We start from the raw sequence: 12,087 nt of genomic DNA on the forward strand, positions 1-12,087 counted from the left end.
GTTCAAGGGTTTCCCTGTCACGCCTTCGTGAAATTCAATGGTCCGCGATACGAGACCGGTCGGGTTTTCCTTGACCACTGCGGCCGGCGGCTGCCACGATCGACGGCATGAAGATGCGACTGGACCTCACGCGGCGACGCCATGTCGACCTCGCGCGCGTCTCCAGCGCCTCCTGTTGCGCCGCGGCCTGATCGCCTTCCCGATCCGCCGCCCCTCTCCCGCACCGCACCCGTACTCGCCCCCCGTACCCGCACGCGCAGGCGCGCCGGCGTCCGTGCGGTCGGGTGCCGTGCCTCCCCCTCACCGCCCGAATTCACCACCCGGTGCACCGCGGCACGGATCCGCCGCACGGATCCGCCGCACGGATTCGCCGCACGGATCCGCCGCACGTCTTCGCCGCGTGTTTCCGCACCCTGAATTCGGCGTGCCCGACACCGTTTCGCGCCAGGAGTTCCGCATGCCCGCAGCGCCCGTGAAATTCGCCTACTGGGTCCCCAACGTCAGCGGGGGACTCGTCACCAGCACGATCGAGCAGCGCACCGACTGGGGATACGACTACAACCGGGAACTCGCCGTCCTCGCCGAGAACAACGGCTTCGACTACGCGCTCAGCCAGGTGCGCTACATGGCCAGCTACGGCGCCGAGTACCAGCACGAGTCGACCAGCTTCAGCCTCGCCCTGCTCCTCGCCACCCAGCGGCTGAAGGTCATCGCCGCCGTCCATCCGGGACTGTGGCACCCCGGTGTCCTCGCCAAGCTCGGCGCCACCGCGGACCACCTCTCGGGCGGCCGCTTCGCCGTCAACGTGGTCTCCGGCTGGTTCAAGGGCGAGTTCACCGCCCTCGGCGAGCCCTGGCTGGAGCACGACGAGCGCTACCGCCGCTCCGAGGAGTTCATCCGCGCGCTGCGCACGATCTGGACCGAGGACCACGCCGAACTCGCCGGCGACTTCTACCGGCTGCGCGACTTCTCCCTCAAGCCCAAGCCCCTCAACACCCCCGAGCGCCCGCACCCGGAGATCTTCCAGGGCGGCAACTCCACCGCCGCGCGGCAGATGGCCGGCCGGGTCTCCGACTGGTACTTCTCCAACGGCAAGGACTTCGACGGCGTGACCGAGCAGATCGCCGACGTACGCCGGTCCGCGGCCGAAGCCGGCCGTACGGCGCCGAAGTTCGGCCTCAACGGGTTCCTCATCGCCCGGGACACCGAGGGCGAGGCGCGCGAGACTCTCCGGGAGATCGTCGCGAAGGCGGACAGCGAGGCCGTCGAGGGCTTCGGCGCCGCCGTGAAGCAGGCGGGACAGTCCACCGCCGACGGCAAGGGCATGTGGCAGGACTCCACCTTCGAGGACCTCGTCCAGTACAACGACGGCTTCCGCACCGGCCTCATCGGCACGCCGGAGCAGATCGCCGAGCGGATCGTCGCCTACAAGAGGCTCGGCGTCGACCTCTTCCTCCTCGGCTTCCTCCACTACCACGAGGAGGTCGAGTACTTCGGCCGGCGCGTGCTGCCCCTCGTCCGCGAGCTGGAAGCACGACTTCCCGACACCGAATCCGAAACCGACACCGACACCGACACCGACACCGACAGCCCCGAGACCGACGCCGTCCCGGTCCGCGCCTGACCGCCCCCACCTTCCGCACCGCACCGCACCGCGAAAGAGGTCGACGAGCATGAGCACCGCCACGCACCCCGACTGGCAGACCCACCCCGCCCCGCAGACCCCCGAGGAATGGATCGCCCGCGCCGCCGAGGCCGCCGCCGTCCTCGCCACCGACGCCGCCGAGCGCGACCGCGCCGGTGCCACCCCGTACGCCGAGGTCCAACTGCTGAAGGACGCCGGCCTGGTCACCCTGCTCGGCCCGGTCGAGCACGGCGGCGGGGGCCAGTCGTGGCCCACCGCCTACCGCGTCGTCCGCGAGATCGCCAAGGCCGACGGCTCCATCGGCCAGCTCCTCGGCTACCACTACCTGTGGAACTGGGCCGCCCGGCTCGTCGGCACCCGTGAGCAGTGGGAGCACGTCGAGGCCGAGGCCGCGCGGGGCCGCTGGTTCTTCGGCGGCGCCGTCAACCCGCGGGACAAGGACGTCGTGGTCACCGAGGACGGCGACGACCTCGTCTTCACCGGACGCAAGTCCTTCTCCACCGGCAGCAAGGTCTCCGACGTCACCGTCCTCGAAGGCGTGCTGGAGGGCACCGACCAGCACGTGTTCGCGATCGTCCCCTCCGACAGCGAGGGCCTGACCTTCCACGACGACTGGGACAACATCGGCCAGCGGCTGACCGAGAGCGGCGGCGTCACCCTCGACGGCGTGCGCACCTCGTGGTCCTCCGCGGCCGGCTACGTCGACAAGGTGTTCCAGCCCCGCACCTACAACACCCTCAACGTCCCGACCATCCAGCTGGTCTTCGTCAACTTCTATCTGGGCATCGCGGCCGGAGCGCTGGAGACGGCGGCCGCCTACACCCGCACCAAGTCCCGTTCCTGGCTGCACGGCGGCCACGAGCGGGCGGTCGACGAGCCGTACGTCATCGACGTCTACGGCGACCTCACCGCCAAGCTCTGGGCCGTGGAGGCCCTCGCCGACGCGGTCGCCGCCGAGGGGCAGAAGCTGCACGACGACCCCGACGCGGTGACCGCACAGACCCGGGGCGACTTCGAGGTGCGGGTGGCCGCGGTGAAGGCCCGCGCCACCGATGTCGCCCTGGAGGTCTCGAGCCGTATCTTCGAGGTCACCGGCGCCCGCTCCACCGCCACCGGCGAAGGCCTGGACCGCTTCTGGCGCAACGTGCGCACGCACACCCTGCACGACCCCGTCGCCTACAAGCGCCGCGAGGTCGGCCGCTGGGTCCTCGAGGGCGAACTGCCCGAACCCACCTGGTACTCCTGACCGCTCCCCCGGGGCGCCCGTTTCGCGCGGGCGCCCCACTCCCCCGAAAGAGGACCCATGGCCACCGTCCTGTCCGTCTCCGGCAGCCCCTCCGTCTCCTCCCGCACCGGCCGCCTGCTGCGCCACCTCGACCAGCGGCTCATCGCCCACGGCCACCAGGTGATCCCTCTGGACGTGCGCACCATCCCGGCCGAGGCCCTGCTCGGCGCGGACTTCCGCCACCCCGCGATCGTCGAGGCCGCCGACCTGTTCGCCCGCGCCGACGGTGTCGTCGTCGGCACCCCCGTCTACAAGGCGTCGTACTCCGGTGTCCTCAAGGCGCTCCTCGACCTGCTCCCGCAGTACGCGCTCACCGGGAAGACCGTGCTGCCGCTCGCCACCGGCGGTTCCGTCGCCCACGTCCTGGCCATCGACTACGCGCTGCGGCCCGTCCTGAACTCCATGGGCGCGGCCCACATCGTGCAGGGCTGGTTCACCCTCGACAAGGACATCACCGCCCACGAGGACGGCTCGATCACGGTCGCCCCGGCCGCCACCGAGGCGCTCATCCAGGTCGTCGACCGGTTCTCGACCGTGCTGGGCCGTGCCCCGATCCTGGCCGCGGCGAGCTGACGGCCATGACCGCGCACGTCATCACCGACGACGCCGAGGCCGTCGCCGTCGCGGCGGCCCTGGCCGACGCGTTCCGCGGGGGTGCCTCGGCCCGCGACCGCGAGCGCAGGCTGCCCCGCGAGGAGCTCGACCGGCTCTCCGCCTCCGGGCTGCTCGCCGTCACCGTGCCCGCCGGACACGGCGGCGCGGACGTCCGCGCCGAGACCCTCGCGGAGATCTTCCGGCTGCTGGGTTCCGCCGACGGCAGTCTCGCCCAGATCCCGCAGAGCCACTTCGCCTACGTCAACGTGATCCGCCGCCAGGGCACGCCGGAGCAGCAGAAGTTCTTCTTCGCCGAGCTGCTGGCCGGCCGCCGCTTCGGCAACGCCCAGTCGGAGGCCGGCACCCGGCACGTCCAGGACATCCGCACCCGCCTGGAGCCGGCGCCGGACGGCTCGTACCTCCTCACCGGCGTCAAGCACTACTCCACCGGCGCCCTGTTCGCCGACTGGATCCCGGTGCTGGCCCGCGCCGAGGACGACGAACTGCACGTGGCGTACGTGCCGCGGGACGCCCCCGGCCTGACGGTGATCGACGACTGGGACGGCCTCGGTCAGCGGACGACCGCCAGCGGCACCGTCCGCCTGGACGGCGTGTCCGTGCCCGCCGACCGGGTCCTGCCCCACCACCTCACCTTCCGGGGCCCCCAGCTCCACGGCGCGGTCGCCCAGCTGCTGCACGCGGCCATCGACGCCGGCATCGCCGCGGGAGCGCTGGCCGAGGCCGCGGAGTTCGTCCGTACCAAGAGCCGCCCCTGGTTCGAGAGCGGGGTCGAGACGGCCGCCGAGGATCCGCTGCTGATCCAGCAGTTCGGTGAACTCGCCCTGCGGGTGCGGGCGTCCGAGGCACTCCTGCGGGAGGCGGCGCGGGCGGTGGACGCGGCGCGGGCCGACCTCACCGACGACTCGGCCGCCGCGGCGTCCGTCGCGGTCGCCGCGGCCAAGGTGCAGGCCGCCCGCGCGGCGGTGGAGGTGGCCGGCGCGCTGTTCGAGGTCGGCGGCACCCGGTCCGCGCTCGACTCCCTGAACCTGCACCGCCACTGGCGCGACGCCCGCACGCACACGCTGCACGACCCGGCCCGCTGGAAGATCCAGCACATCGGCCGGTACGCCCTCGACGGGACCAGACCGCCCCGCCACGGCCTCCTCTAGCGACACCCCCGAACGGAGACCCCTCGTGTCCCTGACCTTCCACTGGTTCCTGCCCACGAACGGAGACAGCCGCCATGTCGTCGGCGGCGGCCACGGCACCCCCGCCACCGCCTCGGGACGCGACCGGCCGCCGACGGTCGGCTACCTGAGCCAGATCGCCCGCGCCGCGGAGGATTTGGGCTTCGTGGGGGCGCTCACCCCCACCGGCGCCTGGTGCGAGGACGCGTGGCTGACCACGGCGATGGTCAGCCGGCACACCGAGCGGCTGAAGTTCCTGGTGGCCTTCCGGCCCGGCTTCGTCTCCCCGACGCTCGCCGCGCAGATGGCCGCCACCTTCCAGCGGCACTCCGGCGGGCGCCTGCTGCTGAACGTCGTCACCGGCGGTGAGAGCCACGAGCAGCGGGCCTACGGCGACTTCCTCGACAAGGACGACCGCTACCGCCGTACCGGCGAGTTCCTGCGGATCGTCCGCGAGCTGTGGGAGGGCGGGACCGTCGATCTGAAGGGCGAGCACCTGCGGGTCGAGGACGCGCAGCTCGTCCGGGTTCCGGATCCCGTCCCCGAGGTGTACTTCGGGGGCTCCTCACCGATCGCCGGCGAGATCGCCGCCCGCCACACCGACGTCTACCTCACGTGGGGGGAGCCGCCGGACCAGGTCGCCGAGAAGATCGCCTGGGTCCGGGGGCTCGCCGCGCGGGAGGGACGCACCCTGCGGTTCGGCATCCGGCTGCACGTCATCACCCGGGACACCTCCGAACAGGCGTGGGCGGAGGCGCACCGGCTGCTCGACGGGTTCGACCCGGAGACCGTGCGGACCGTGCAGGCCGGGCTGGCGCGCAGCGAGTCCGAGGGGCAGCGGCGGATGCTCACGCTGCACGGCGGGAGCCGGGACGGGCTGGAGATCCATCCCAACCTGTGGGCCGGGATCGGCCTGGTGCGCGGAGGCGCGGGCACCGCCCTGGTGGGCAGCCACGAGGAGGTCGCCGAGCGGATCAAGGAGTACGCGGCGCTGGGCATCGAGGAGTTCGTGCTGTCCGGGTACCCGCATCTGGAGGAGGCGTACTGGTTCGGGGAGGGTGTGCTGCCGCGGCTCGCCGGGCAAGGGCTGTGGACGCACCCGGCCGGGGAGAGGGCGTCGTCGGTGCAGGTGCCGTTCGCGGGCTGAGGGGCGCGGTGCGGTCGCGCGGCGGCCATGGGCGGTCCGTGGCCGCCGCGCCCACCCGGCGGAGCCGCCCATCGGCACCTGTCCCAGCGGCGCGATGCACGGATTCCGGACGGCAGCCTCTACCCCGAGGTCGACGATCATCAGAGAATGTCGACGTATGGAGACAGCAGACGATCACGCGGACGGAATCGTGCTGAGCGCTGAGGAATACGAGGCGGTATGCGCAGCCCTCGCCGCCGTCGCCGGCCCCCGGGCCGGCGGACAACCGCCCACGCTCAACTCTCTGCTGGAGCAGTGGAGCGACATCGCCGCGGAGCTGGAACAGGAAGGCTGCTCGGACTGTGCTCCCGCGTTCCGCGACAGCCTCTGGTGCCGAAGCGCCCTCGCGAGGGTCTGGCCGCTGCTGCCCCTGCGGGTCCGGTCGATCAGACAGCCCGAGCTCGACCGCGTCGACGAGCGGTATCGCCGGGCCACGGTGCCCTGGCCCGGCCGGCCCGAGGACGGGGCCGGGTGGTGGGACCGGCGGGTTCCCCGTCGCCTGGAGGTCGAGGCCTCGGAGCACCGCGGAGGAGACTGGCCTCTGGGCTGGGAGACGACACCGTTTCCCCGGCCGGCGGGCGTTGAGGTCATCACCTGGGGGTGAGCTGCCCGCGGGGAGAGCGGGCGCGTCGACTGGTCGACACCCCGGTCCTCTATCGTGCGCCGATGTCGGAGTCCGTGATGTCGGTGGGCTGGGTGCGAGGAGCGAGCGATGGGCAGGTCGGCGTCAGCCGCGTCGGGAGAGCTGAAGCGGCACCTGGGCGTGTGCGACGCCGTGGTGATCGGGCTCGGTTCGATGATCGGCGCGGGTGTCTTCGCCGCGTTCGCCCCGGCGGCCCGCGCGGCCGGCCCGGGGCTCCTGGTCGGCCTGGCGCTGGCCGCCGTGGTGGCGTACTGCAACGCCACCTCCTCCGCCCGCCTGGCCGCGCGCTACCCGCAGTCGGGAGGCACCTACGTCTACGGCCGCGAGCGACTGGGCGACTTCTGGGGCTACCTGGCCGGCTGGTGCTTCGTGGTCGGCAAGACCGCCTCCTGTGCGGCGATGGCCCTGACCGTGGGCACGTACGTGTGGCCGGACCAGGCCCACGCCGTGGCGGTGGCCGCAGTGGTGGCGCTGACCGGGGTGAACTACGTCGGCGTGCGGAAGTCGGCGTGGTTGACGCGCGGGATCGTCGCGGTCGTGCTGGCGGTGCTCGCCGCCGTGGTCACCGCCTGCCTGGCCGGCGGTCAGGCGCGGGCCCTGCGGCTGGAGGTCGGGGAGCACACCACCTTCGGCGGTGTGCTCCAGGCGGCCGGGCTGCTGTTCTTCGCGTTCGCCGGGTACGCGCGCATCGCCACCCTGGGCGAGGAAGTCCGTGACCCGAAGCGGACCATCCCCCGGGCCGTCCCTCTCGCGCTCGGCATCACGCTGGCCGTCTACGCGGCCGTCGCCGTCGCCGTGCTCGCGGTGCTCGGCGCGGACGAACTCGCCCGCACCGCGGACCCGCTCGCCGAGGCCGTGCGCGCCGCTGGTGTCCCGGGACTGGCGCCGGTGGTGCGCGCCGGGGCGGCCGTCGCGGCGATCGGGTCGCTGCTGGCGCTGATCCTCGGGGTGTCGCGCACCACCCTGGCCATGGCCCGCGACCGGCATCTGCCGTACGCGCTGGCCGCGGTCCACCCGCGGTTCCAGGTGCCGCACCGCGCCGAGTCGGCGGTCGGCGCGGTGGTCGCCGTTCTGGCCGCCACCGCGGACCTGCGCGGCGCGATCGGCTTCTCCTCCTTCGGCGTGCTGGCCTACTACGCCGTCGCCAACGCCTCCGCCTGGACCCTCACTCCCGCCGAGGGCCGCCCCGCGCGGATCGTGCCGCTCGTCGGCACGGCGGGCTGCCTGGTCCTGGCCTTCGCACTGCCACCGGCCTCGGTGCTGTGGGGAGCCGCGGTGATCGCGGCCGGCGCCGCCGCCTACGGCCTGCGCAAGGCCGCCACCCGCGCCTGACGGGCTTCCGCGGATAAAGCTGATCCGCGGGGCGGCGCCCGTACAGCGTGCCGGGACTGATCAGGTGACCGTGGCCGGCCCGCCCGGCCAAGGGCTCGCGACGGTTGAGAGAGGGCTGGTACCCGAGCAGCAGATATCCGGCGAAACCGGCCGCCGTGGTCACGAGCACGGCGAACGGCCGGTTCTCCCGCAGGGCGAGTGACAGGGCGATCACCGCGGTGAGCAGATGAGCCCACAGGTCGAACGGCCGCCAGGGCGCCGGATGGTAGAAGGCGCCGGCCAGACAGCCGGCGACGGCGAAACCGACGGCGAGGGCGACGTTGGCCGGGCGCGGGCGGAAGGCCAGCATCGCGGGCATCCGGCCATGGTAGACGACGGTTCCCAACTGATCCGCCCCTACGGAGGGTTGCAGATGATCGCCTGCCCCGCCGGTGACGTCCCGACGGGGCAGGCGGAGGTCGGTGACCGGGAAGTGGAAGTGGTCCCGGTCGAGGTCCGTCAGGAGGACATGATGAAGTCCAGGGCAGAGCCGGAGGCGGTCGTCCAGTAGGTGACGCGGGCACCGTCGTCGAACGCCACCACGCGGGGCAGGTCGACGCCGATCGGCTCGCTCCCGTCGCTGCCGAGTTCGCTGCCGTGGAGGAGGAGGGTGATGCTGTCCGTCTCGTACTGGTCCATGGGGACACCGGAGGCGAGCAGAGCGGCATACGCCTCGTCACCCGGCGCGAGAGTGAGGGGCCCCGCCTTCGGGTCGCTGTCCTCGTACACGTCGATCGGATACCGGGCCTCGGCGTAGTCACCGAGGAAGAGGTGCGGGTAGTGGTAGACGCCGCACTTCTTGTCGCCGGCGTTGGTGACGGTGATGAGGAGGTGCTTGGGGTCCTCGCCCTCCGCGTTCTCCAGCGTGGTGCCGAACGAGAGGTCCTCGGCGGCGCAGGCGGGGACGGCGGTACCGCTGCCGCCACCGTCCCCGCCCCCTGTGCTGCCGCCACCGGTGCCACCCCCTGTGCTGCCGCCACCGGTGCCGCCCCCCGTGTTGCCGTCGCCGGTGCCGCCCGAACCGCCGTTCGGCGTGGCCGCACCCGTCTCGCCCGTCTCCCCCGGCTTCGCCGGGCTCGTCGCGCTCGGTCGGCCCGACGGAGTGGAGTCCGCGCCGTCGGCCGCACTCGGCTCACACGCCGTGGACACGAGCATCGCGGCGACCGCAGCGGCCCAGACGACCGTGAACCTCCAACTCCTGGTGCCCTGGAGGCTTTTGAACGTCTTGCGGTTCTCGCGGTTCTTGCGGTTCTCGCGGTTCTCGCGGTTCTCGCGGACAGCAGTACTCATGGTGCTCCCCCGTGATCGGCCGTGCCCGGCCGCTCTCGACTCTCGGTTCTCCACGACAAGGCGAGTCCCGACATCACCTCGTGACTCTCCTCACCGGGCTGGTGCGCCGACACGTCGTCCCGGCGACGCCGAGGTTAGGAGAGCGAGGGTGTCGACGGCATCCAGCAGAGGGCCGGCGGCTCCGTCAACTTCGGGCGTCGAGCGGCTCCTCGCCGTAAACCCTGTGCCGACGGACAGGGTCATCCTCCGGTTGACCCGTCAACCGGAGGCGTGGGGGACGATGCCGTGCACGGCTCCAGGCCTCGCCTTCACGGCGTCGTCTGCACCCTGATCCGCTACCGCAGACCCGCCGCAGGAGGTGACTTCTCACGACCGTCGACGACGAACCGGTAGACGCGTGACTCGCGAGACTGGAACCCAAGCCGCTCGTACAGCCGGTTCGCCGTCTGCCGCGAAGGACGTGACGTGAGATCCACGGTGCGGGCACCCGCCTTCCCCGCGAGACGCAGTGCCTCCTCGGTCAGCACCGCCCCGACCCCATGACCTCGCGCGGCCTCGTCGACCACCACGTCTTCGATGCGAGCGCGCAGGCCGGACGGCACGGGGAACATCACCAGCGTCAGCGTCCCGACGATCTCACCCTGGACCCGGGCCACCAGCACCGTGTTCGCGTCGCTGGCCACCATCCGCGTCACCGCATCCCGGTCCAGCGGCACTGCCGTGCTCGACAGTTGCGGCAGCAGCCGGGCGAACGCCGCCACCATCTCGTCACTCGCCTCGCGAACCGCCTCGATCTCCACGCTCATGATCCCGACCCTACCGAGCACGACAGGGGCAAGGGACCACGAACCATGGGTGAGAACGCACTCCGGACAACGATCATGATCACGAACGCGGTGGTCACGAGAGCGGCGCGCCCGTGGACTCCCGCACCGTGAGACGCGGCGCCAGGATCTCGGACTCGATGTCCTCGCCGGCCATGCGGCGTACCAGCAGGTCCACCGCTCGGCGTCCCTGCTCGGCCGCGGGAGAGCGGACACTGGTCAGCGGCACGGGAAGTTCCGCGGCCAGCGGCGTGTCGTTGAAGCCCGCCGGCGCGAGCTCCCGCCCGAGTCGCAGCCCGAGGTCACGGGCCGCGCCCGCGGCTCCGATGGCCGCGAAGTCGTTCACGGCGAAGAGAGCGGTCGGCCGGTCCTCCGGCATGGCGAGCAGGTCGAACGCGGCGCGGCGACCGCCTGCCGTGTCGAAGGCCGAGTGCACGACACGCCGTGCGGGCACCGGCAGTCCCGCCTCCCGGTAGCGCTCGACGAACCCCTCGGTCCGGTCCGCTCCCGTGCTGGCGAAGGGTTCTCCGGCGATGACGCCGACCGACGTGTGTCCCAGCTCCAGCAGATGCTCGGCGACCAGCCGCCCGCCCAGCCGGTCGTCACAGGTCACGGAGGTGTGCCCGGCGCCGGTGCGGCGGTTGACGAGGACGAAGGGTGTGGTGCGCAGGGCGGGCAGGTCGAGGACGGCGCCGTCCAGGTGCGCGTCGCCGATGACCAGTCCCCCTGGAGCGTCACTGGCCCTTTGCCCGCCATGACCGTACCTGTCCCCTGTTCGACAACGCGCCCGCGCCACTGACGGCTCGTGGAAACGTCAAAGCCCGCATCGGACAAGCGAGTTGGGCATGGTGCTCGAAGGGGGCGACGTGGAACGGGTGGGATTCTCTGATCACGTGATCGAAGCGTTCAGGGAAGCGACCGAGGGCACGGGCTGGGGCGAGGCGCGTTACACAGTCGGCGGGCGGATGCACGGCGGTTCCTGGCCCGCCCTGATCACCGCCCTGTTCTTCGCGCTCCTCATCGGCGGACTGACGACCTGGGGAGTGGTGTTCTTGTGGCCCGACCTCCCGTTCCCGGCCGTCATGGGCTTGTCGCTCGGCTACCTCATGACCCTCGGGATGCTGTGGGTCGCCTTGGACAAGCGTCCCGGCATCCGGCATCCGGCGACCTGGGTGGTCGTCTGGGAGGAAGGGTTGGCGTGGCTGTCGGAGGGCGGCACGCCCGTGGCCCTGGCCTGGGACGAGGTCACGGAGGCCCGGCGCACCGTAACATCGGTGCGCGACAGCTTCGGCAAGGAGTTCGCGCGGGTACGTGCGCGCTGAGCGGTCGTACGACGGACCTGCTGTCCGCTATGAGGCGACCGCGCGGATCGCAGTCCTCGGCGAGTGGCTGCGACCGCTGACTTCGCGGATGCCTCAGCGGGCCTCCCCCGGCCCCCTCGTGTCGAACGCCTGGGCGACGGCAAGGCTGTCCTCGTAGACATGGTGCCGGGTGACGAGGCCGTCTTCGACGGTGAGGTGCAGAGCGAAGCGAGCCCGATAGGCACGTCGGGTGGAGCGGGCGCTCTGACGGATCTCGCCGAGCACGACCGCGTCGCGGCCGTCGACGAGGATGCGCTCGATCTCGGTCGCCGCCTGCCCTGGCACATGGTGCTCGACGAGCTCGCGGTAGTGGCTGACGGCATCGGCGCGGGTGGAACGGTGACGGATCCACGGGGTGGCGGTCCGACCGTGCTCGGCCTCCGGCCAGTCCAGCTTCCAGTCGACCCGCTCGGCATACATCTCGGCGATGCGCTCTGGATCGCCCTCGCCGATCCGGCGCAGCAGTTCCTCCACGACAGCGCGGGTGATCGCGGGTGCGGCTATGGACACGACTCATCACTCCGATCCGGCATCCGCGTCCGACTGACGCGGCGAGATCAGCATTGTCACCAGCGCCGGCGGATCGGCGCCATTACCTCCCGGATAACGGCACGGCGCGCCGAGATCCACTTTCGGCACGGGTTGCCGTGTCGACCGGGCGCGGCAGGCGGACCCCGCGGCTCACCGGCGCCCGGGCCCGT

General features: G+C 72.1%; 14 protein-coding genes. 10 read left to right on the forward strand and 4 right to left on the reverse strand.

Translation table 11 applies throughout. The features are described from left to right. The first annotated feature begins 113 nt into the window (after positions 1–113). The 9 genes from ACFV9M_RS30515 to ACFV9M_RS30555 all read left to right on the forward strand — a co-directional run bounded on the left by ACFV9M_RS30515 (position 114) and on the right by ACFV9M_RS30555 (position 8,422). The gene (locus ACFV9M_RS30515; RefSeq protein WP_350786652.1) at positions 114–191 is read left to right on the forward strand and encodes a putative leader peptide; all 78 of its coding nucleotides are present in this window, start codon (positions 114–116) and stop codon (positions 189–191) included. A gap of 266 nt (positions 192–457) precedes the next feature. Then, positions 458–1,624, forward strand: coding sequence for a dimethylsulfone monooxygenase SfnG (sfnG, locus tag ACFV9M_RS30520; RefSeq protein ID WP_385067900.1), 1,167 nt, complete (start codon positions 458–460; stop codon positions 1,622–1,624). Between the two features lie 49 nt (positions 1,625–1,673). Further along, entirely contained in the window at positions 1,674–2,891 is a 1,218-nt protein-coding gene (locus ACFV9M_RS30525; RefSeq protein ID WP_385067898.1) for an acyl-CoA dehydrogenase family protein, read from the forward strand. A gap of 57 nt (positions 2,892–2,948) precedes the next feature. After that, positions 2,949–3,503 (forward strand): NADPH-dependent FMN reductase, encoded by a 555-nt coding sequence (ssuE, locus tag ACFV9M_RS30530; protein WP_385067895.1) that lies wholly within the window; start codon positions 2,949–2,951, stop codon positions 3,501–3,503. A gap of 5 nt (positions 3,504–3,508) precedes the next feature. Beyond that, positions 3,509–4,693, forward strand: coding sequence for an SfnB family sulfur acquisition oxidoreductase (locus ACFV9M_RS30535; protein WP_385067893.1), 1,185 nt, complete (start codon positions 3,509–3,511; stop codon positions 4,691–4,693). Positions 4,694–4,718: 25 nt separating this feature from the next. Next, positions 4,719–5,858, forward strand: a complete 1,140-nt coding sequence (locus ACFV9M_RS30540; protein ID WP_385067890.1) for an LLM class flavin-dependent oxidoreductase — start codon at positions 4,719–4,721, stop codon at positions 5,856–5,858. Positions 5,859–6,015: 157 nt separating this feature from the next. Beyond that, on the forward strand, positions 6,016–6,501 hold the full coding sequence (locus ACFV9M_RS30545) for a hypothetical protein (RefSeq protein ID WP_385067888.1): 486 nt from the start codon (positions 6,016–6,018) through the stop codon (positions 6,499–6,501). Between the two features lie 108 nt (positions 6,502–6,609). Continuing rightward, the gene (locus tag ACFV9M_RS30550) at positions 6,610–7,872 is read left to right on the forward strand and encodes an APC family permease (RefSeq protein ID WP_385067886.1); all 1,263 of its coding nucleotides are present in this window, start codon (positions 6,610–6,612) and stop codon (positions 7,870–7,872) included. Positions 7,873–8,098: 226 nt separating this feature from the next. Further along, entirely contained in the window at positions 8,099–8,422 is a 324-nt protein-coding gene (locus tag ACFV9M_RS30555) for a hypothetical protein (RefSeq protein ID WP_385067882.1), read from the forward strand. On the opposite strand, the gene ACFV9M_RS30560 is transcribed toward ACFV9M_RS30555, so the two are convergent. The 3 genes from ACFV9M_RS30560 to ACFV9M_RS30570 all read right to left on the reverse strand — a co-directional run bounded on the left by ACFV9M_RS30560 (position 8,371) and on the right by ACFV9M_RS30570 (position 10,821). Further along, positions 8,371–9,201, reverse strand: coding sequence for a DUF4232 domain-containing protein (locus tag ACFV9M_RS30560; RefSeq protein ID WP_385067879.1), 831 nt, complete (start codon positions 9,199–9,201; stop codon positions 8,371–8,373). The two genes, ACFV9M_RS30555 and ACFV9M_RS30560, sit on opposite strands and share 52 nt — an antisense overlap. Positions 9,202–9,536: 335 nt before the next feature. After that, on the reverse strand, positions 9,537–10,028 hold the full coding sequence (locus ACFV9M_RS30565) for a GNAT family N-acetyltransferase (RefSeq protein ID WP_385067877.1): 492 nt from the start codon (positions 10,026–10,028) through the stop codon (positions 9,537–9,539). Positions 10,029–10,101: 73 nt separating this feature from the next. Beyond that, complete coding sequence (locus ACFV9M_RS30570) at positions 10,102–10,821, reverse strand: substrate-binding domain-containing protein (RefSeq protein WP_385067875.1); 720 nt, start codon at positions 10,819–10,821, stop codon at positions 10,102–10,104. 97 nt (positions 10,822–10,918) lie between these two features. Here ACFV9M_RS30570 and ACFV9M_RS30575 point away from each other — a divergent pair, with 97 nt between their 5' ends. Next, positions 10,919–11,347, forward strand: coding sequence for a hypothetical protein (locus tag ACFV9M_RS30575; protein ID WP_385067873.1), 429 nt, complete (start codon positions 10,919–10,921; stop codon positions 11,345–11,347). Between the two features lie 93 nt (positions 11,348–11,440). On the opposite strand, the gene ACFV9M_RS30580 is transcribed toward ACFV9M_RS30575, so the two are convergent. Next, a complete protein-coding gene (locus ACFV9M_RS30580; protein ID WP_385067871.1) occupies positions 11,441–11,896 on the reverse strand; it encodes a nuclear transport factor 2 family protein in 456 nt (151 codons plus the stop codon). Positions 11,897–12,087: the final 191 nt, after the last annotated feature.

This window comes from Streptomyces sp. NPDC059895 (assembly GCF_042731035.1).
Taxonomy (GTDB): domain Bacteria; phylum Actinomycetota; class Actinomycetes; order Streptomycetales; family Streptomycetaceae; genus Streptomyces.